10 protein-coding genes and 1 pseudogene are annotated in these 22,399 nt (G+C 58.4%); 5 read left to right on the forward strand and 6 right to left on the reverse strand.

Annotated features, from left to right (window positions below):
* Positions 1 to 114 precede the first annotated feature (114 nt).
* The 5 genes from B5D61_RS11145 (at position 115) to B5D61_RS11165 (ending at position 10,815) form a co-directional block, all read left to right on the forward strand.
* Positions 115 to 6,219 (forward strand): peptidoglycan DD-metalloendopeptidase family protein, encoded by a 6,105-nt coding sequence (locus B5D61_RS11145; protein ID WP_078813469.1) that lies wholly within the window; start codon positions 115 to 117, stop codon positions 6,217 to 6,219.
* Positions 6,220 to 6,279: 60 nt separating this feature from the next.
* Positions 6,280 to 6,450 carry a hypothetical protein gene (locus B5D61_RS26275; protein ID WP_176159362.1) on the forward strand — a complete coding sequence of 57 codons (171 nt, stop codon included), beginning with the start codon at positions 6,280 to 6,282 and terminating at the stop codon, positions 6,448 to 6,450.
* Positions 6,451 to 6,869: 419 nt separating this feature from the next.
* Positions 6,870 to 8,087 carry a TolB-like translocation protein gene (locus tag B5D61_RS11155; RefSeq protein ID WP_078813471.1) on the forward strand — a complete coding sequence of 406 codons (1,218 nt, stop codon included), beginning with the start codon at positions 6,870 to 6,872 and terminating at the stop codon, positions 8,085 to 8,087.
* A gap of 127 nt (positions 8,088 to 8,214) precedes the next feature.
* Positions 8,215 to 8,838, forward strand: coding sequence for a hypothetical protein (locus B5D61_RS11160; protein ID WP_078813472.1), 624 nt, complete (start codon positions 8,215 to 8,217; stop codon positions 8,836 to 8,838).
* Positions 8,839 to 9,066: 228 nt separating this feature from the next.
* The gene (locus tag B5D61_RS11165; RefSeq protein ID WP_078813473.1) at positions 9,067 to 10,815 is read left to right on the forward strand and encodes a hypothetical protein; all 1,749 of its coding nucleotides are present in this window, start codon (positions 9,067 to 9,069) and stop codon (positions 10,813 to 10,815) included.
* A 455-nt stretch (positions 10,816 to 11,270) separates the two neighbouring features.
* Here the strand turns inward: B5D61_RS11165 and B5D61_RS11170 are convergent, their stop codons facing one another.
* The 6 genes and pseudogenes from B5D61_RS11170 to B5D61_RS11195 form a co-directional block, all read right to left on the reverse strand.
* Positions 11,271 to 11,846: an RDD family protein gene (locus tag B5D61_RS11170; protein WP_245846525.1), complete on the reverse strand. Its 576-nt coding sequence runs from the start codon at positions 11,844 to 11,846 to the stop codon at positions 11,271 to 11,273.
* Between the two features lie 52 nt (positions 11,847 to 11,898).
* Positions 11,899 to 11,985: pseudogene (locus B5D61_RS27200) on the reverse strand (hypothetical protein); the annotation flags it as partial.
* 102 nt (positions 11,986 to 12,087) lie between these two features.
* A complete protein-coding gene (locus B5D61_RS11180) occupies positions 12,088 to 14,139 on the reverse strand; it encodes a hypothetical protein (protein WP_078813476.1) in 2,052 nt (683 codons plus the stop codon).
* A gap of 261 nt (positions 14,140 to 14,400) precedes the next feature.
* A complete protein-coding gene (locus tag B5D61_RS11185) occupies positions 14,401 to 17,055 on the reverse strand; it encodes a beta strand repeat-containing protein (protein ID WP_078813477.1) in 2,655 nt (884 codons plus the stop codon).
* A gap of 191 nt (positions 17,056 to 17,246) precedes the next feature.
* Positions 17,247 to 17,975, reverse strand: a complete 729-nt coding sequence (locus tag B5D61_RS26280; protein ID WP_078813478.1) for a hypothetical protein — start codon at positions 17,973 to 17,975, stop codon at positions 17,247 to 17,249.
* A gap of 134 nt (positions 17,976 to 18,109) precedes the next feature.
* Positions 18,110 to 22,393, reverse strand: a complete 4,284-nt coding sequence (locus B5D61_RS11195; protein WP_176159363.1) for a choice-of-anchor D domain-containing protein — start codon at positions 22,391 to 22,393, stop codon at positions 18,110 to 18,112.
* Between the last annotated feature and the right edge of the window lie 6 nt (positions 22,394 to 22,399).

Here is a 22,399-nt window from a genome sequence, read left to right on the forward strand (position 1 = left end):
ATATTAGTGAATATTATTGGTCAATATTTAAGAATAGGTGGATTAATGAGGTGTGTATGATTCAATTGGTGTAAAAAGGTCTAGTGCCTTTTTGAACCCTTAAAATAAAGATTCATGAACATTCGTCTCCCGATGGTTTTTGGGATCCTGTGGGCTGTGGGATTGCCGGTTACAGGAGCTTATGCGTTAACAATCGGTGACCGCATTCAGGCCTCAGCCAATCTCAATATTCGCAGTTCGGCCTCCACCAGCGGAAGTCTTCTTGGCACAGCCGCCGCAGGGGCGCAGGGGGAGATCATTGGGGGGCCGACGTCAGCCAATGGCTACACTTGGTGGCGAGTGGATTGGGATAGCTACTCCACCGGCTGGTCGGTGGCAGACTACATGACAAAAGTAACAGGAAGTTCACCCGGCAATTTCACCCTGAGTAACAGCTCACCTATTTGGGATACCTCCCCTCCAGCGGGGCCAGCGGTGCAGCTTAGTTGGACGAGCTCGAGCAATGCCACGAGTTACGAAATATACCGGAATGGCAGCAAGATTTATCCGACTTCAGGCACATTTACTGGCACAAGTTTTCGCAACGAAACCGGGCTGACGGGTGGGCAGAGTTACAGCTACTACGTGATTGCCCGTAATGCCTCCGGCAGCCGACAGAGTAATACGCTGAATATTACGATGCCGAATGCGCCTCCCGCGACACCCGCCACTCCAGGTTATCTCGAAGGCCAGTTTTTCGCTTATCGAGTGGAGTTGGGATGGACGGATCAATCTTCCAATGAACAGGGATTTAAGGTTGAGCGCCGGATTGGCAGTGGGAGCTGGTCGCAGATCGCCACTGTGGGAGCGGTGAGCGGTTCGGGCAGCAGTGTTTTCTGGACGGATAACACGGCGAGCCCCAAAACAAGTTACAGCTATCGTGTGTATGCCTACAATGCCCAAGGGAACTCAGGATACACCAATACAACGAGCTTAACGACGCCCGCAGGCAGACCGGGAAGTTTTACTCTTAGTTCCCAGTCTCCTGTGTGGGATGCCTCACTCCCCGGGCCGAAGGTGCAACTGACCTGGACCGCCTCCGCCGATGCGGGTGGCTACGCTTTGTATCGCGATGGCAGCCTGTATATCTCAGGGATTTCCGGCACGAGCTTCCTCAATCAAAGTGGGCTCAATGCCGGGCAGACCTACACGTATCATGTGCGGGCTTCGAATTCTGAAGGCACCACAGATTCGAATACCATCACCGTCACCATGCCTCCGGCTCCGCCATCGGTTCCGGTAACTCCCTACAATCTGGCCGCCGCTGTGAGTGGTCAGGCCATTCAACTCACATGGACGGATGCGTCTAACAATGAGCAGGGATTCAAGATCGAACGCCGTCCATTCTGGGCACCCGGTTGGGCGGCTCTGGTGACCTTAGGGGCGAATGTCACGAGTTACGTGGATACCACCGTCGCTGCCTCGGAAAGTTATGTCTATCGTGTGAGGGCCTACAACAATGTCGGTCCCTCTAACTATTCTAACGACGCCACGGTCACGAGTGCACCCCTGATTCTCCCTCCCGATATTACCCCTGAAAACTATGCCATAAGCAAGGCGAGTGGCGGGATAGGCACTGCGTTCAATGTCACCTACAACTTGCAAAACCAAGGCGGCACAGCCTCCCAGGCATTTACAACAAGAATCAGGCTGAGTGCATCCAGCTCCAAGCCGTCGTCTTCAGATCCTGTCCTCAAAGAGTTCCAGTCATCTGGAATGGCTGTTGGCGAAGTTCGGAGTGAAAACAGGTCGGTCATTATTCCTTCAGGCACATCTGTGGGAAAAAAATACATTTGGCTGGTTATCGACGCGGAAAGCACGGCTGGGCAGGATGCAACTGGCGAAAGCAATGACTCTGTGAGACTATTATTCACTGTGACCGCTCCTTCCCCGGCGATTAGCCTAATTAACGGAGGAGTTCCGGTGGTTGCAGATTTTAATAACGATGTTCAGACCATTGATATCGATGGCAGTGGATTTGTCAGTAAACCGACCGTGTCGGTGATTTGGAGCGGAGGTGGCAAAACGCTCAGCTCCTCTCAAGTCACTTTCGTCAATGAGGGCAAGCTTCAGATTCACATCCAGTTAGGAAAGGTGGCAGATATCTGGAGTGTCCAGGTCAAGAATCCCGATGGGCAGCCGTCTTCGCCGACAAATTTTACGGTGACCACCGCTACGGATCATACCCTGCCGACAGTGACTTCATTTACTGCCCAGTCGCTGGCAGTATCGGATGGAGAGTCCGTCAATTTACGTTATACTGTAGCGGACTCTGGGGGCGGTGGCCTCGATCGAGTTGAATTGTGGCGGACCAAGGATGCTGGCGGGCAGCCAGAGGGAGGAAATTGGCAGAAGGTCAAACAAAATCCGGCCTCTGGTTATGGGCCTGTGCAGGGAGCTTTCTCGGATGAGCTTCCTTCTGTCGGCGTTTACTGGTATGGTATTCACGTTGTCGATAAGAGTAACAATACGGCGACAGAGACCACATCAGGGAAAGCTCCGCTTCGGATCGAACGGTTGGGAGATCAAGAAAGTGCCTTTTCTTTCAGTTTTCCCCTCAGTGGGTATGACCCTTACACGGCTCAGATTGTTTCAGTCTTCGATCATGCCAACAACGATGAAGCCAAGGTGATCGCCTATACGGGGGAGATGGGGGATGTGGTGGATTACAATGAATCGAGTTCAAAGCCCTACAGTTTCAAAAAGTCTGACGGCTCCTCCTTCCGCATCAATGGATACTATCAAGGCACTCAGATGACGGGGCCGGGGACCCTCAACTATGATGGTCACCGAGGTTATGACTATAAAGTAGAGGCGGGCACACTTGTATGTGCGGCAGCAGATGGAATTGTCGTGAAGACGGATCCAGATAACACCACCGCCGCCGGTAAATTTATTCGCCTGGATCATGCCGATGTGGGTTATCAAACCCAATACCTCCACCTGAGCAGAATCGATGTCACAGTCGGCCAGCAGATCACTCGCGGTGATGTGATTGGGCTGTCTGGGAATACGGCCGGGGCGCAGTCTGTCGGTGCCCATTTGCACTTTGAAGTCAAAAAAAGGGACGGTGAAATCCCAGTGGATCCTTATGGATGGGCGGGGCAAGGCCCCGATCCCTACACACGGGCGACGAACCGATTGCTATGGCAAAAAAGCCGCCAGCCGAAACCGAAGGTGAAACACATCAAACCCTACACGGTCACAGGTTCCAAGAGTGCCCAGGAGTTCACTCTTGAGGGGGAAGGCTTGACTCACGCATCCACCATCGAGGTGGCTTATCGCGATACGAATTACGAATTTGTTAAAATCAAAAATAAGCCGGTCTTGAATGGTGATTCTCAGATGACGTTCCGTCTCACGGTGGGACTCGAAAGTGACACATGGCAGGTGCGGGTGAACTCTGGAAGTGGGCCCAGCAACATTGATACATTCACCGTGATAGCGCCTACAGAACCGAAAACCCCTTCATTGACCCTCGTCAATGGTGGCGAATTGATGCGCTTTGATCGCCCTCGCTATTTTACGCTTCACGAGCTCCATTTTGGAGTTCCGTCCGCAGATCAGCGTTCCGGGCTTGAGACTCTGCTCAGTTATATTGAAAATGACCCTGGATTGCCTTTGGATGCTAACTTTAAACATTTGCGCTGGGCTGCTTATATTTTGGCGACCACTCGACATGAAACAGGGAGAGTTTACCAACCGATTCCAGAAAAATGGGATACGAGGCTCCTGCAATTGAGAGATGCTAAGCCAGCCTATGCCGCTGCAACAGCGGTTGACTATTTTAATTACTGGTATGCAGGCGTGAATGGTAACGGAAATGAGGCTTCAAATGACGGCTACACCTATCGTGGTCGAGGGTATGTGCAGCTGACAGGTCGGGGTAACTATTCTTTGTTAGGTCGTTCTTTAGGCATTGATTTGGAGCATGATCCTGATAAGGCTCTCGTTGCTGATGTTTCGTATCGAATCATGTCTCACGGGATGCTTCATGGCTCGTTTACAGGCGTTGGTCTTGGCAACTATATCACCGATACGGTAACGGATTACTTTAATGCCCGCAAAGTGGTCAATGGATTGGACAAGGCTGAATCGATTGGAGATGCAGCGACAAGGTTTGAATCCATTTTGAGAGAGAGTCTGATCAATACCTCTTCATTGTTGGTCGCTCCGGAGTTGGAGACCTCGGTTAGTGCGACGACGTCTTTATCCGTTTCGTCGGATCTTGGCGTCACTTACAGCGCGAAAGGCTTGCCCTCCGGCATGAAGATCGATGCAAAAACGGGAGTCATCTCAGGAAATGCGACCAAGGTAGGCCGCTACAGTATCGCAGTGTCCGCCTCGAATGCTGCTGGGAGTAGTGAGCCGCTGGTGTTGAGTCTGGATGTCGATTCACTGCCGCAAGGAGTCATCGGGAGTTTTGAAGCCCTGGTATCAGCCCAAGAGGGCCTGAATGACAATTTGGGAGGCCGCCTTCAGTTGAACGTGACGACTGCTGGACAGGTCAGTGGCCGACTGACGCTAGGAGACGTCGCTTTGCCTTTCAGGGCATTTGTCGATATGCAGCCAGGTGACATCCCTCGCATTAAGGCTCAGCTAGCAAGGAAGGGCCTACAGTCCGTTCAGCTAGATCTTGAACTCGATCCCACGGCCGGCACGTTGGCTGGCATCGTCACGGCAGGCACAGACTCAGCCAGCGTCGAAGGTTACCGAAATCCCTGGGCGGCGGGGGGTAATGTGTGGGCAGGGTATTACACGCAGACTTTGGATCTCATACCTGAGTCGGTGGGCGATCCTGGCATTCCCCAGGGCAATGGTTGGGCGAGCTTGAAGGTGGATGCGAAGGGGAATGCCCGCTGGGCAGGCGTCTTGGCCGATGGCACGAAGATCACCTCGGCTTCGGTCACCAGTGCCGATGGAAGGGTGACGTGGTATAACTATTTGTATGGAAAGGAGGGTGGCTCCGTGGTCGGGCAAGCCCAGATCACTTCCGCGGAAGGTTCTCCATTGGATGGCGTTTTGGATTGGGTGAAGAAGCCTAGCGCCAGCAGTAAGGTGCGCAGCTATCGTCAGGGATTCGGTTTGGCAGAGCCCGTGGCACTGGCCTTATCGGGGGGGCTCTACACGGCTCCGGCGGGTGCAGTGCTGGGGGTGGCAGATACGTCTCCCAATGTGCGTGTGTCGTTTGCGGAAGGTGGCATCGAGCAGAGTGCGGTCCTGCCGGATGTGGCGTTGCAGGTCGATGTACGCAACCGTGTCCTGCTACCGGCTGCGGAGGCCAATCCAGGGCGGCTCAAGCTGAGTTTGAAGGCCAGCACGGGTTACTTCAGCGGCGGTTTTCAGGTCGCGGATCAGCTTTCGTCTGACAGCAAGCCTCTGGTGCGCAGCGCGGCTTTCCAGGGCATGCTGGTCCCACGTCTGGGCCTGGGGGCGGGTTTCTTCCTCCTGCCTCAGATGCCAGATGCCACTGCGACACCTCCGACGACGGCTAAGACCTCGCCGATCCTTTCCGGGCAGGTGCTTTTCGAGCCCTTCACAAACGAAGACCCAGACGTCACCGCTTTCACCGATGATTTTAACCGCGCTGATGCTGCAGGGGTGGGCAATGGCTGGCTGAATGCCACCTCGCGGGTGGATAAGGGCTGGACGGACGGTGGGGCGGTCAGTGGCACGCTGCGGATCGTGAATCAGTGTGCGGAGAATTCTCAGACCACCGGCACTGCAGCCATCTATCGCGGCTTTGATCACTCGGCGGGCGTGCGGGTGAAGGCGACCTTCAGTCATGTGAATGGTTTTGGCTCGCTGCAAAGGCGCTTCCTGCATTGTCTCGGCGTGCGCAGCAACGGTCAGATCGGCGATGGCCTGGCCGTGATGTTTTATCGCGCGGACCAGGGCTACAGCAACTCCACCGTGCTTCTTTTCGACGGGGCAACGGAGGTAGCGAAGATCGCCACGGACTTTCAGTTCAGCGAGTGGATCCGGGCCGAGGTGGAATTCCGCACGGATGGCAGTGTGCAGGTGAATGTGGCCAATGCCGATGGAACGGAGGGGCAGCAGACACTCAGTTTCCCCGCACGCCCAGTGAACGCCTCGGGCTCGAACGTGATCTTTGTGGTCAATGGCTGCTCTGGCCCGCTGAAGGGCTGGGTGGACGATGTGACCTTGGAAAAGTTCTAGACTCACATGGGGGCTGCTAAAAACGTGCCTGCAAATGAGCTCACCCTGACACGTGATCAAATGGCTCGCTGGAAACAGGATGCCCAGGCCAGCCGTGATAGCCTGGAACTCTATGTGGAGAGTGAGCTCCTGGCCCTTTTAACTCCCGAGCAGATCCGCCAGGTGATGGATCTGCGGAACAAGAATCGGAAGGCGGAACGGACCCGATACCTCAACAACCTCACGGAATGATGACGCAGTCGCCCGTTCGGGAAGTTGTTATGGAGCACTTGGCCTGGAGGTGATGATGGATTTTTGGTTCGTCGATCCGGCAGTCGCTTCTCATACGCTGGTGGACGGAGGTGCTCAAGGTTGGGTTGAAACGGGCCGTTGACACAGACGTCTTGCCAGCCAAAGCCGTGAGCGATGGTTTTCAGGCTCTTCCTCCTTGTTATTTTGGGAATCCCCTTGTCGGCATGTACTCCCTTCACCCACGGCTCAGCGGCCCACAGCAAACCCACGCGTGCTCCCATGGATCGGCCCGGCATGAAAGGACGGAAGGATCTGCTGTGAAAAAGAACGGAGATGCGGCGGCGTGGGCGAGGTCAAATAGCACGCGGTGTGAGTCCGCCATTGAAGACGAAGCGGACCGCAGTTTAGGTTCGGGCTCTATGCCGCCGACCATCGCCTACATCTCTCAGGGAAAGCTTTTTATGAAGCCGGCAGTCGGTGGTGAGGTGGAGATCGTCTCCGACTTCGTGCGGAGTCTGAAGCAACGCCTGAAGAGTGTGGAGGATCGCCAAGCCTTTCGCGGGAGTGGCAGCGGGGCCGCTTTCATGCGTGGAGGTGTGGGCTCGGGGGGGGCGACGGTGGAGGATACCTTTTTTGCCGAGTTCTCGGCCGTGGCTTCTGGTGTGGGGCCTAACCAAGTGTGCTATGCCATCGATGCGGGGGATGTCCGTGGCTTGTTCGTGTATGATCTGGCGGAGAAGTATGAGCGCCGTGTCTTGCATGGGCCGAGGCATCGCTTCGCCGCTCTGGATGTGCGGCAGGAGGAGGGGACGCAGGTCTGGCTGGTGGCGGCGGCCCAGGATCATGGAGATAGCCGGATCGGCCTCTTCCGGCCTGATGTCGGCGGTGGAGTGCAGGAGCTTACGGAGGGGGACTCTCTGGATTCCTACCCCTGTTGGTTGCCCGAGGGACAGCGGGGCTTTGTCTATCAGACCAGCGGCATCGCCCGGCAGGCTCATGGCCCGGAGTGGGCGGGCCTGGGTCCGGCCTCCCTTCAGCGCATCCACCTGGACACAGGGAGCCTGGAGACGGTGGCGGAGGATGACCGCTATGATTTCCTCTGCCCAGCCTATGGGCGTGACGGATCTCTGTATTATCTGAAGCGGCCCTACGTGCCTTTCCACCGAGTGCCGCTGTGGCAGCAAGGGCTGGACGTGCTCTTGTTTCCTTTCCGTCTGCTGCGGGCGGTGGTGGCGTTTTTGAATGTGTTTTCCGTGTTCTTTTCTGGCAAGCCGCTGCAGACAGCAGGGCAGGGGCCACGGCGCGAGGGGCCGGACCCGAAAGCGGTCTTCCTGCACGGACGCTGGGTGCGGATGGAAAAGCAGATGCGGGATGCTGCCGTGGATGAGATGACCTCCGCCGTGCCGAAGAACTGGGAACTCATCCGCCAGACGCCGGAGGGACTCACGACGTCTGTGCTGACCGGCGTCATGGCTTTCACCGTGGCATCGGACGGCAGTCTGATCTACTCCAATGGCCGTGGCGTCTGGGCCGTGGATGGCCAGGGCGGCAAGCCCGTGAAACTCAGCAGCCGCAGCCTCGTCACCGCCCTCTGTGTGGTGGAGGGGGACAGCCCTCCCGCCGCTGCCCACACCTGACCGAATCTTCTGAGGCGGACGCAAGCTCAAAGATGGATCGCGACCCCAACCTTTCATTGACGAGGCGGACGTTGGGGCCTCAGTAAGGGCCTGATCAGCGGTGCACTCATCGAGCCAAAAACTCCCTATGAACGCTCTCTCCCCCCGACTTCTCCTCCTCGCCCTGCCGTGTTGCTTGCTCATCAGTTGTGCCACCAGCACACGGTATGTGGAGGTGACGGTGCCGGAGGGCAGCCGCCTCGGCGGCGGGGGCAGGTTTGAGATCACGCAGGTGACGGATGCGCGGCGGTTTGAAACGAATCCCGATGAACCCTCCACCCCCTCCATCGGTGGGCAGACGAAGAAGGGCACGCCGCAGGAGCGCATCGTCGGGCGGCAGCGCGGCAGCTTCGGCCAGGCGTTTGGCAATGTGCTCCTGGTGCAGGGGCAGACCGTGCCGGAGCGTGTGCAGGCGCTGCTCACAGAGGGCCTAGCCCGGCGTGGCCATAGCCTAGCAGCGGGCGGCATCCCGCTGCAGGTGGAGGTGCAGCAGTTTTGGGCCTGGATGAATCCCGGTATGTGGACCATCACCCTGGAGGCAAAGATCGAGTGCGTGGTGCACCTGCGCGGCGGGCGTCAGCTCCGGGTGCGCGGTCATGGCGAGAACTACTGCCAAGCTGCCACGGATACGAACTGGCGCCAAGCCTATGAGTTCACCGTGGAGGACTTCCTGAAAAACCTCAGCACCGAGCTGGATGCGGCGGGGTATTGACTTTGGGGCGAACCTGCCCCCCGGCCTCCAGAGTTGAATTCGTGATGATTTTCCCATCCGGCGGCGGGTGAAAGAGACGTGGGTGGGCACTTTCTCTGCCTTGTTTTGTCACACTCGTCGTGGGAGGGTGTAGTTGAGGAACAGCGTGCGGGTTTGCTCATGGCCTGTCCAGGGGTTAGGCGGCACGCGGTTGTCTCTGCCGTTTCTTGATTTATTGGATTTTTTGTTATGCCTGATTCTGACGTCGTCGAGTCCCTTCAATTACGCTCTGCTGAGCTGGACATGATCATGCGTGCGGCCCCGCCGCCTCAGATGCCTGAGCCAGCGCAGTTGCCCCTGGCGGATCTGCTGGCGGATGATCAGGCCCAGTGGGCCTTCTCCAAAGATGGGGCCAATGGCGCGATGCTGGTGCGGTCTGCAAATGAACCGACCGGGGGGGCTGCGATCAAGGTGGAGAAGTCCTTCGTGGCCAATGGCGTGAGCAAGAACGCGCAAATGATGGAGGCCTTCTTCGGGGAGGCCACAGGGGAAGCTCCTTTTGCAGCGCCGCGGGTCACCTTGATCTCGGCGGCCGATCTGGCTCAGGAGCCGGAGCTGGCACGCCAGCTCACGAATCGATTGGAGAACCTACGCGAGGGCGGCGTGCATGATCCGGTGCGTGTGGAGGGCCAGATCGATCAATTGAAAAACGTGGAGCAGGGGCAGGCCGTGGTGGTGAAGATGGAATTCGCCCAGGGGCAGCAGATCAATAAGATGCCGCTGGCGGACCGCGTGGCGCTCGTGCAGTCGGATGCCTTTCCCCAGGCTCTCGGCAAGTCTCTGCCGGTCTTCACCGCCATGGGCATGAACGATCACCTGGGCCTGATCGAAACGAACTTCAAGAACAACGCGGCTAACTTGATGTTTGACACCGAGACCGGTCAGCTCTCAGCCATCGACTTCTCCCCCGGCATGCAGTTCGATCCTGACAATCCTCAAGCGGAGGCGGGGATCATCTTTTCGGAACCGGAGGCGGAGAAGTCCATCAAGCGGCTGAATAACTTCCTCGAGCGCTCGCTGAAAGACGAGGCCAGCTTTGAGGAAGCGGTGCAGCGCATGGCCGAGGGGAGACCCACGGCGCTGACCCCGGCCATGCAGGCCTTCGTGCAGCCGATGGCGGAGGTTCATATGTTCGAGCCTGGCGATGAGGCCGTGGTGGAGGAATTCATCTCCATGGAGGACAAAAGACGCTTTGCCGCGAATCTCATCCTCGGCGCGGCGAAAGGGATGGATTACCTGAGTCAAAATGAAGCTGTCCTACGTCAGGCCACAGAGCAGTGCTATGAGCAGGTGAATGGCCGGGAGCTGCAGCACATCCATAGCCGTGCCTCTCTGGAGGCCATGGGAGCTGAACTGCAGAGAGTGAACGGCCCCGAGCTCGTCGCTAAGGCCGAGCTTCACTCCGCCCCCCTGCGTCTGGCCGCCATGAATCAGCAGGCTGGCCCGCTGAAGGTCGCGCTGGACCAGGCGAATGCCAAGCTGGACCGACTGGAGAACAAACCGTCGCTCAAAGATCGGGTCAACTTCCTGGTCAAGGGGCGGGATGAGGTGATCCAGCAGGCCCGGCAGCAGCAGGTGAATCTCCAGCTCCAGGCGGAGGAGATGGTGAAAGAAAGCCACCACCTGATGAATCGCCAAAGTGAGGCCCAGCACCAGCAGGCCCAGGCTGAGAAATTGAAAGCCGCCCCGAACGGCGTGGATGGTGCCCCGGTGGTGAAGCGCTTGCGTGATGATGTGGCGGTGGCTGACATCGCCAAGCACCATCCTGAGGGGCATCACCCCGTGCAGGACGTCGCCGCGAAAGAAGCGCCGCGTCATCTGCGCGAGGAAATGGCCGCCGAGCGCGCCAAGTCCCAGCGAGGCGCCGTGGCCGATGATGCCCGCATGGAAATCAAGACCCCGAAGCCGAACATCCCGAGAAATCCGGGGAAAATCTGAGGGACTGGGGGCAAGGGGAGATCAAGGTGAACATCGCTACAAGTTTGTCCAGATCGAGGTCTGCAAACGGCGGTTCAGTGCACCTTGATCAAGCCCTCTTGATTTTTGGAAAACTGAGGCCCGAAGGGATGCACCATCGCAGACGCGGCAGCGTCCCGGAGTGCGGTGGCAAGCGATGAAGCGCGACACCGCTCTGGTGGGGGCGAGAGAAGTGATTGATTCTGGCCTAACGGGAAGTGTTGATATTGGTTGAGGGAGGACTCAAGACGTGGGTTTTACCTCCTCGGTTATTTCGCTTCGACCCAGAGCGGTGTCGGCGAGACAAGGGCTTGTGCCTTGTCTCTCTGCCACCGCACTCCGGGACGCTCCGCGATGGCGTCAGTAGGGTTTAACCAAAAGAAAAACCCCTCGGTGCAGGGTGCACACGAGGGGCTGAGGCGAGGGGTGAGAGGGAGTTAACCCTGGATCACGCGGGTGCCGGCGATGAAGTCGTGGATGCAGCGGCGCTCGGCTCCGAAGATGAAGCACACATCAATGAGGCCGTAGAAGGGGATGATGGCCCCGGGGATGGCATTGACGATGCCGCGCAGCAGGAAGGCGCGGACGAAGCCGGCGTTGCTATCGTCCAGGTTATTGACGATGCGGATGCCGAGCATCTTTTTACCCAGGGTCTGCCCCTTCACGCTGAGGAGGTAGATGGTGTAAATCATGAGCAGGACGAAAAGAAAGCCGGTAAAGCCGATGAGGCCCATGGCGAGGGGCGGGACGGTTTCCACATCACCGCTCTCGACAGTCTCCAGCATCGGCATGGCGATGAGGGCGGGGACGGCCAGGACGAGGGCGATGAGGCCATCCAGCATGGCGGCACCGAAGCGCTGACCGAGGCTGGCCAAGGGCAGGCGGGAGGCAAAATTCGTGCGGATGTCGGAGCTCGGCGGGGCGTAGGGATTGGCGCTGGCGGGGGGGGGTGAAGAGCGGTGCGGGGGCTGCGGCGGCGACGGCCACGGGGGCCGGCTGGGTAAAGACGGCACCGATGGGTTTCCACTCGGCCATGCCCTCGGCCCAGCACAGGTCAGAGGGCAGGAAGCGGCCGCTGTTGAGGCTGTTTTGGACTTCGTGTTCGGAGTAGGTGCCTTGCTGTTGGCCGTCGCGCGCGATGTGGTAGGTCATGGGGAATCGGGAGTGAATGAAGGATGGAACTAACCGGCGGTGTTTTCCTTATGATGAAGCGCGTGGGGTGTCAAGACAGAGCGGGGGAGGGGAAGTCGGAGGTTAAAGTTTGGGGCGGTGGCTGCCGGGGGCGACTTTGGGCTCGTTGTGCTGGTTGGCGTTGCTCTGGTTGTTGAGGATGTTTTGTCCTGCGTTTTGGGAGCGTCCCTGTTTGACTTCGGTTTTCCAGCTGTCTCCGGTGCTCTGGAGGTATGAGGGTATGGGTTCCCCCAGTTGCTGATGGTTGTCGATGAGTTTATCTTTGGTTTTGTCGAGCTTGGCTTCGATCTTCTTTAGATCCGCCTGCATTTGACCGCGTTGGTGTTCGAGCTGCTCTCGAAGAGCTTCGTTTCGCTCGTTCTTGGGAAGGAATTTCAATCGATCCTCCACCTCGCGCAGTTCTTTTTTGGTTTCATGGCGTTCGATTTTTTGAGCGCCGTATTCATTGGCGAGCTTCACAGTGCTGGCTTGGAGATTGGCCTTGTGGGAAGCCACGGCGTTTTGCTCGATCTGGGGCTTGAGGGACTCCACCGACTTTTCCAGGGCGGCATCCAGGGCTTTGCCGGTTTGCACTTTTTCCTTGAGGGCATCGGCGAGTTCTTTTTGGGCGCGTTCAATGGCCGCCGGGGATGAGGCTCGGGCCCAGCCGCCCGCGCCTTGTTGCGGGTTCTGGACCTCGGCGAGCTGTTGGCGGGCTTGCTGCACTCTGTTTTCGGCGGCTTCGTGCTTGGCGATCGCGTCTGGCACGCCTGCCTGTGCTACGTTGGGATATTCGTGGGTGCTCGGGTCGGTGCGGAATTTTTCTTTGAGGGCGGTTTTTTCGATCTGGTATTGCTCCAGCGGGGTGGGCACGAGCTGGGTTTTCTCCGGCCCGGTGATGACCTCGCGCTGCTGATAGCGGGCGTTCATGAGGTCGGTCTTTTGCTGCTCGATGGCGACGCTGCCGAGGTAGGAGGTGCGGGGGGCTCCATTCAGTTCATTGGTCGTGTGGGCACCTTCCTGGCGATAAGCGACCGGGGTGTTGGCGCGTTTTTGGGCGATGTCTTGATCAATGACGCCCTGCTGGTGTTGGAGGGTTTTTTCAAAGGTGTTTTTGTCAAATTCTGGGACGATGCGGCCCTCCTGACGCATGGTCTGGATGTGGCCCTGCATTTCCACCAGCCGCTGCTGGGCTCCCTCGATGGCGGTTTCAGAGATTTTGCCTGCAGGATCTGGGCAGAGGTCATTGGCCTGGCGCATGGCATCCCCCAGGGCCTCGGGCGTCATGGCCTCGATTTTGGCGGCGGTCTCTTCATGCATGTAGAGCGGGGGATTCCGCACGGCTTTGGTGGCCAGCATGTTGTCCTTCAGCATCTCGGCACGGCTGACTTCAGGCAGGGCGAGGTCATTATCGATGCCGGTGACTTTCCCAGTCTGGGGATCGACGAAGATGTTACCTGCGTGGCGGTCGATCTGGCCGGTGATGTAGTCCAGGGCTTCGAGGTCGGAGAGGCCGCGCTGGATCTCCGGGCGGTCGTATTTCACGTCCAGCACCTTTTCCATATCCATCAGGCTTTCCGGGCGCTGTAGCACGGCGACACCAGGGGCGCGGCCACTGATGCTGAGGGGCTGCCCCTCGGCAGAGAGGCCGTGTTTTTCCTCAGAGAGGATATTGAGGTCGAGGGCCTTGTCGATCTGGGAGCAGATGACGGCGCGGTTGTTCAGGGTGGCCAGCTTGGGGGTGAGCACTCCGTAGTCGGGCACGACATCGACTTTTTGGGGATCGATGTTTTTGGTGATCTGATCGGTCTGCTGCGCGGTGAAGAAAAGCGGGGCTGCATTGCCGGCATTCTGGAGGTCTTTGCCCAGGCGGTCTTCCAGCTTGGTTTTGAGCTGTTCGGCCGCTTCAGGGCTCCCGGCACTGGCGATCTGCTGGCGGAGGTTGGAGGCGCTGGTGCCAAAGCTGCGCTTGGCAAAAGCATCTCCTTCACCATGAGAGCCGATGGCTTGGTTGGAGGTGACGTGGAAGACCTCGCTGGCTTGCAGGCCGGCCATGCCGGAGTCGGCCTTGACGGTGGGGGTGAGTTGGTCCCCCACGACGTAGGGTGTGTCTTGCGGTTCGTAGGTGGTGGGCATGGCTGGGAAAGGGATGGGGGAGGCGGAGACGACTCGGGACTGTGTTGCCGCCTGGGTTAACGGGTCAAGGCGGGATTAGCCGGTCTGGCTGCAAGTGTGACAAATCCAATCGATGAGGAGGTGATCATGCATGTCGACAGAAGAGGTAAGCTGGTCTGGGCCTAACAAAAAGCCCGCTCACGGTGAGGTGAGCGGGCTGGCTGAGGATGAACAGGCCTACCTGCTGAGGGAGGCCCACTGAGGTGTCGAGAGAGCCGAGGCTCACGGAGGGACGGGCAGGTCGGCGAAGGTGCCGACAAACTGCGGATCGCTATGATAGAAGACGTTGCTGCCGAGCTCACGGCTGGTGGTGCCGGTGCCGCTGATGATCTTCACGGTGTTGTGGAAGAGGTTGATGGGGGAAGAGTCGGTGTAGATGCCCATCTTCAGGGTGTTATCGTCAGCGCCGAGATCCACGAGCACCGACCGGGAGAAGCTGTTGGCGGGAGTGGACGCCGCCGAGACGGCCAACTTCACGGTGTCTGCTCCGGCCCCAGTGAGAAGATTGACGGCATTCAGGTAAGTGTTGCCGTTCATTTCGAGGGTATCGGCCTCTTCTTTGAGGTCGATTTTCAGGGCTCCGCGGAAGGTGGAGCTTTTGATCAGGACGTCATCTCCGCCCTTACTGCCCGTGATGGTGCTGGCTCCATTGACGCGCACACCAGAGATTTCGAAGTTGGTATTCTGCTCCGTGGTATGGGTGATGTTGAGGCTGCCCAGCATCAGTTCCTGCGCTTGGAGGGTCGCGTCCACTGAGCCTGCCCCGAATTTGAAGGTCATGCCTTTACTGATGTTTCCTTCGCTTAACATTCCGAAGGTGTCGTTGCCTTCGAGGGCATTCAAGAGGAAGGCACCTCCGACGTTCATCCCGCCGAAGCCGATTTCGATGGCGGTGGTGCTTTGGCCTTTGCCGAGATTCAGAGCGAAGTTACCTCCCGTGCGCAGGGTGCCCACGTCCAGGCTCACATTCTTCGTGCCTTCACCATGAGTGATGGTGAGGGCTCCTCGGATGAGGAAATTGTTACCTTCAAAGGCGGTCCTAGTGTCGCCTCCCTTGCTGGTGATGGAGAGTGGGCCGGCTGTGAGTGAGGATACTCCGATGGCGTAACTATTGATACCCGTAGCCACTGAGCCGCCATTGATCGTCACCGCACCTTTGGCGTTAAGGCTGTTCATGATGATTTCGGTGTCAAAGAGGCCATTGCCATTCGTGATATTCAGGCTGCCTCCAACGGAGACGAAATTGCCTCCGAGGCTGACCGTGTTGCGTAGTCCGTCGCTAGCGTTGCCCGTGACGATCGAGACTTTACCACCGATGTCGAAGCTGGAACCGGTCACCCTCACCTCACTCTTACCATTGCCCGTTGTGATGGTGAGATCCTTGTCCAGATTGATCTGGCTGATGCTCAGATACGTGCCCATCACAAAGGTGTCTGCTGCATGGCCATTGACGATTTTTAAACTGCTGGCGTGGAGACTGCTTCCTGCCATTTGGTTGACCTGAGTCCCTCCACCTGCGTTGGTGATGCTGAAGGCACCTCCCACGTCTATACTCCCCACACTCAGGGAGGTGAGGACGGACCCGTCCACATTGGCACCGTTGATGATCGTGAAGTTTCCTGCGATCTGGTAATAACCACCATTCAGTTGGTTGGTGTAACTGCCGACGCCATTCTTGATCGTCAAGCTACTGGCACTCAGGCGAGCGATCCCAAACACGGTGCCCGAGTTGGCGCTGTCTTTAAAGAGGTCTCCGTTGGTGATCGTGATCCCTTTGGTCACCTCAAGGCTGTAGCCGCTGATGTTGGTGACACCGGCGGTCTTGTTGATCACACTGAGGTTACCGGTGATTTCCATGCCAGAACCCGCGATCAAGGTGCTGACGGTCTGATTCGCCACCGTGATAGCAGCATTGGTCACAGACACATTACCCACCACTTTCAGAGAGCCTGAAAGGAAATTGGTCTGGAAACCTGAGCCATTGAGAATGGTGAGGCCACCATTGATCACCCCATCCGTCGAGACACTGATGGAGTTGTTCTGCAGCCCACCACCTTGGTTGGTGATGCTGATTTTACCCGCGCTGAGCAAGTCCGTCTGGATGCTCGTGGTGCTCGGGCCCAGACCGTTCTTGATGGTGACTGGACCCAAGATATTCGCCTGAGGGCTCAGCAATGAGAAGTCTGCGCTCTCTGCCGCTCCTGAGTGGTCGAGCGTGAGGACGTTGACACCCTTCAACAAGGAGGTGGTGGCGTCGATGGTAATATCGCTGTCTCCAGCGCCCATTTTGGCATCGAATAAACCGCCGATGCGCACGGAAGAGCCCGTGAGCCAGACGGCATCAAGCCCGCTGCCGCCGATGTAGGTTAAGCCTTTACCGAAAGAGGTCTCCGCATAGCTCGCGAGAAAGTTGGTGCCGTCCCCCAGATTCAGGGCGGTGGTGCCAGTCACTTCCATCAGGCTTTGCAGGCTGACGCTATCCTTGCCTTCCAGGCCGGTGACGCTCAGGTTCCCAGAGATGACCGTGTCAGTCAGGTTCGTCTCGTTGTCACCCGCGCCCATGGCCACCGTCATGTTCCCCTGCAGGTCCACTTCATCCCATGAAAGGGTGTCGTTACCGCCTTTGAGATCCACCTGCACGCCCTTGGTAATGGCGCCGGTGACTTGCACGGATTCCTGCTCTGCGCCGCCATTCAAGCTGATCATTGAGCCGTTGGCCACACTGATGGTAAAGCCATCGGTGGTCTTTTCCACCATGACGAAATCATCGGCATCCGTGCCTGTGATCTTGAGCGCGCCACCGGTGAAGGAGACAGCAACCCCTGCCGGGGCGAGACGTTTTTCCAAAGGTTCCAGGGCCGGTGAGTAGGTCTTCATAAACGAGAGAAGGAGGTGAAATAGTCTACTGATCCGACTACGCGGGATGATCAGGCTACGCAGGGAATGTCTTTATCAGGGTCTGCCTGCCCTGCCAAGCAGCATTTGCTATTCGCTGTGTTTTTAGCGAATCCAACTACGGGGCAATTTCAGTCCCCTTTGTGGGCTCGGTGCCTCCTCCGTTTGCTTGATTACCGCGCCAGCCAGCCCTTTTTAGTTTTCTCATCATAGCCCCCTATTCCGACGACCTTCCCATTCTCGTAGAAGTAGCCATTGCTGTAGCCCGAAAATCCGGTGGGCTCTGGCTTGGAGACTAGGGTGGGTTCCGGAGCTTTCTTGGGGGCTGCAGCGGCTTGCTTGTAAGCCTCGACTTTTCTTTGCTGGGTGAGACGAAACTGACGCAACCCTTCTTCGTATCCATTGTCATCGTCGGCTTGGCTTTGAGGATGAGCTTCATCCGGCGCATCCGCTCCCGTGCCGAGCAGGCGCTTATTGACCCCCGTATACGTGGTTTCAGAGCTGGAGGCGCTGGCATATCTGGGTGAGGATGATGAGCCGTAACTGGAGCCACTACCGTAGGTGGAGCCGGTATTTCCATAGCTCGACCCTGCATAGCCTGAATAGCTGGAGCCGCTGCCGTAGGAGGAAGAGGCGTAACTATCGTTATACGAACTCGCGGCCTGGGCGACGGCCCCCATGGTGCCAGCATCTCCCAAGATATCTGCCGGGATGGAGAGGATGGTCATGGGGATATCCAGGATCGTCTCAGCAAAACTGCCGAGCCCGCTGGCGAAGCTGCCGCCTGTCGCGGCGACATTGCCCGTGCGGGTGCTGACGGTGCCGGGCGTGGTGCATTGGGTGAGCCCGGGCAGCAGGAAACCGAGACTGAGGAGTGAGAGGCGCAGGTGGGAGAGCTTCATGGCAGTGAATGTGGTGAGGACGGGTCGGCATGACCTGTCCTCCCCTCACTGCGGATTCCCCGGCGCGATGTTACCGTCGGGGCAGATTTTCTTTTTCTCCAGCTAGAACCGCTGAGTCAACCTCACGCTCTCCGTCACCGCTCCTGCATCGGCTGCACCTCCAGCAGCCCTGCGCGGATGGGGGCCGTCTTGCTGGTGGTGGGTGGGGTGGCCTCGGCATCAGGCACCTCCGGTAGGGTGAAGTAACCGGCGGCTTTTTCCAGGTGCGGAATCCACAGGGCTTGGCCACTGGTGGCACGGTCGGCCGTCTCGGCCTGAGTCAGGCGGCTGCTCAGGCTGAAGAGACCGGTGCTGCTGGTTAGCTTCAGGCTCGGGCGGCTGAGCGGAGCGGGGGTGGCCAGAGTGCTCTTGCCTTTCGTGGTGAGGGTGAAGGAGAGGTCCAGATCTTCCAGCAGGGTGGAGGACTGGAGTCGCAGTTGCCCATCGGCGAGGTTGGACTCCTCGTCGAAGTGGAAGGCACCTCCCAGCAGGGGCTCGCCCTTGATCACCTGGTAACGGCTGCCTTCACCTTTCAGCACGGTGAGCGGAAGGCTAGGGTAGAGTCGATCGGCTTTTTTGCCGAGGGTTTTGTTCCAGTCGAGCAGGGCTTCGCCCACGGGGTTTTCGGCTTGAAAGGCGAAGTGCCCCTGCACAGAACCCTGCTTGGCATAAATCGTCTGATGCATGGGGATGATCCAACTTTCGGGCTGCCCATCGAGCTGAAGGTGGGCCATGCCACTGCGTCCGGTGAAGGCGGTGCCCTCCGGTAGCTTGCCTGCCCAGCTCACCACGCCGGAGGGGTTCACGGTCAGTGTGGTAAAACCTTGACCTTCAGGCAGAGCTACCTCGGAGGGCTCCTCTTCATCGGCTTCGATGCCTAACTGGAAGTGATATCTTCCGGCCTTCTTGCCATCCACCAGGTTTGCCGGAGCCGCCTCTTGGCGATAGCCGGTGACGTTCGTCGAGCCGAAGCTGCCAGCCAAGAGGGGGCCATCGAGACCAAAGGTGAAATAATAGGTGCGACCATTCGCTCGAAAAGGAGCGGCCTCACCGCCGATCAAGGTCGGCGCATCAGGGGCTGGCACCGTCATGCCTTCGGGCAGAGGCGGATCATAGCTCGTGGGGCCGCCAGTGAGGGGTGGGCTGGCGTAGGCACCCTTCACGCTGACGGGGCTGCCTGCGATGAGGAAACGGCCGCTGAAGGTCCCGGCGTTGTTCAGGGTCAGCGTCACGCTGCCACCCAGCTGGCGATCATCATCCAAATAGCCGTGGCGGCTCAACGTGCCATGGAAGGTGCCGGCGACATCCTCCTGGAAAGGCTCGATCCGCCAAATGACTTGGTAAGGGCTGCCAGTGCCTCGGGAGTTCTTCGCCCGCACGGTGACGGTGTATTCCCGGGCTTCCTTCAGCGCAGCTTTGGCGGAGATCTGGCCTTCCACCACGCCGCCGCTATAGACACGGAGTCCGGCAGGCAGACCCGTCACGATGAAACTCGTGTCCATCAGGCGATCATCACTGGCTCTGAGGATGAACTGAATGGGCTCTAGAGCCCGCGCGGGGCGCAGTGAAAAGGGCACCACCTCCGGCGCACCGAGGAACTTGATGTCTCGACTACCGATCAAGCTGTCCGGGCCCGCGTAGGGGCTCGAGACCTTGAGCACACAGCTGTAGCGCCCGGAGTCTGAGACACGTGGCTTACGGAAGTAGATTCTAGATTCGACACTAGGGGTCACGACGGTGTCCTGAACGAGAGGTTCGCCATCTTTAAACCAGTGAAACTCGATGCCGGGAGTCGTGCGGTAGGCCGGGGAGAGTGTGTAGTCGAGGTCAACCCCTGCAAATCGGTTTTCCACAGGGGGAAGAGTGAGGGAAAGCCTGCGGAAAACGGGGCTCTTGACGGTGCCAAAGTCGTTTTTGACTTCGATTTGGAGATCGTTGTAGCCATCATGGGGGAACGACAGCCTCAGATTCACACGATTGGCCACGCTTGCGGTCTGCCAGGTGCCTAATCCGGCATCCCCATTGCGGATGACACGGTAGCTCATCGGCAGGGTGCCCAGCAGGCGAAAGCTGGCATAGCCGAGGTCGGGTGTGTTCGCTTCAGTAGCGGGCACGGTATAGAATTCAGGAGCTTTGATCAGGACCCCCAGGCCGGTCAGATTCACCACATAGGGTTCAGCCAGACGGGCGGGGTTATCGATGACCAATTGAGCATGGAGCTGTCTAGCATAGTCGGGATCAAAGGTGATCTGCTGGGAGGATTCTAAGCGGAAACTGGATTGGTCCGCACCTTGGATGGTGGCGGTGAGCCCCACAAATTCGCTGCTGACCACCTGGACCGAATAACTCTGCACGATGCTGGAACCGGGAGTCACGGTGACCGTGCCGAAATCAATCACCCCTGTGCCGGACGGGAGCCCATGACCGTTCGCATCTTTGACCGTGAGGACGGCGGGTGTCGATGCCTTCAGGTTCAATTGAAGGGACGTGGGCTGGGCGACGGGGTGGTCGTAGCGCAAGGTGATCCGTCCCTCGTCTTCACCTGCTTCCGTGCCCGTGAAGCGCAACGTCACCGTGAGGCTTTCTCCCACAGCCAGGGTTTCGGGAATCGGCGTCACGATCTCCAAGCCTGGCAGGTCGATATCCGCGATCTCCAAGGCCAGGCCCACGGCTTCTTGGTTGCCATTGTTTCGCAGAAGGAGGCTCGCCTCTACACTCCGCCCCACAGCCGCGTCGAAGCTGACGGAGGTGCCGTCGGCGTTCTTTAGCGGACGGAAGTAAAGAATGGGGGAAGGACCTTCCGCAGCCAGATTGACCGTGAATTCTGGAGCGAGCGGATCATTGGTGGAAAACTTCAGTACCGCCGTTTTGGTGCCGGGGCTTTGGGGAGTAAAGTGGATCGACAGGGAAGCGGCCTCTCCCACAGCGATGAAGCCAGATTCATTCAAACCGGAGTAGGAGAACTCAGAGGCATGTTCCCCCGTGATCTCTACGTCCATGATTTGTAATGGAGCATCCCCCGTATTGTTCAGACGGATGCCCTGGCGGTTGCTGGTTCCCAGGGCGGTGGAGGCATAGGTCAGATCCAACGACGTGCGGCTGTCCGCTCTGCCCGTGCTCGCCCAGAGCTGGGGTTGTGCGGGTTCTGTAGGTTCTGGCAGAGGGGTGGAGAGGGTCACCAGCGCCTGTTGAGTCACGCCGTTGAAGACTCCTCTCACGATGATTCGGCGGCCATCGGCGCTGATGCAGGTCACCGACAAAAATCTCCAGTTGGGCAGACTGAGTCCGTAGTGCTCTTCCAGCGCTTCACGAAGCTCGACTCGGGGACTGTCTGCCTCCGTCGCATGCCACACGCAGGTTTGCTGGAACCGGTTTTCACCCGGGGCTGGGAAGCCGTAAGTCTGTCCGTAGGCTGCGCCCTGGTTCTGGATCGCTGAGACATTTCTCCAGCTTGTAGCATCTGAACCCCCGTAGGGTTGGCCTAACCGACGGTAGCCCACCGGCGTGCTGTCCACCTCCCAGCGTTGGATCGTGGTGGGGGCATTCAGCAGGGGAATCTCGCCCAAGGGACGGCTGGTGCAGGTGAGCCACCGGCCATTGGGGGAGATGCAATACTCGCGGATAGGAAACTCGCTCGTGCTGAGGTCGTTCCAGATCACCTCCTTTTGGGAACCATCGACATCCAGCAGGACGATGCGCGGCGGGCTCTGGATATGGCCGGTATGGAAAACCAAGCGGCCCGTCTCCTTACTGACGGCCTGGATCCGCCCCAGCGCATTACCGGTCTCTGAAACGATCGGTAAGGTCACATAGTTCCCCGTGTCTAGGTCCAAGCGGAAGGTGCGGGAGCCGCCGCCTGTGTAGCTGCCGATGGGGCGATAATAGACCCGACCCACCAGACTGGAATTCCCATAAAAGAGATCGGGCGTGAACTCAATCACCTCATGCCCCTCCGGCACGGGATAGGGAGGCACGTCCACGGGCTGGCCCGTCGGACGGTCAAGCAGGGTCGTTGGGGGATCGCTAGGGCCGTTGTTTTTAAAGGCGATCAGTTTGGAGCCATCCGCCGAAACATCCCCCAAGCCATTGAACTGAGTGGTGATGACTTGCCAGCCATTTTCCGGCGTCCATTGGGCCAAACCACCGCTGTTGAAACTGCCGATGATGACGGGATTCTCCGGCGTGCCCACGATCTGCACGGCAGAAGCCGGGGATCCTCCCGGGGTCAACGTCCCCATGGGCGTTAATTCCGCTGTTTGCGCCTGCATCCCCGTCGCCACAGCGAGGGCTAAACCGACGCCGGTGAGCCAGCCGCATAGGCCTCGACGGTGTGTGAGGGTTAGGGAAAAGTCAGGGCTATGTGCACAAAAGGGGGGCATAGGCGT

This window comes from Prosthecobacter debontii (genome assembly GCF_900167535.1).
Lineage (GTDB): Bacteria > Verrucomicrobiota > Verrucomicrobiia > Verrucomicrobiales > Verrucomicrobiaceae > Prosthecobacter > Prosthecobacter debontii.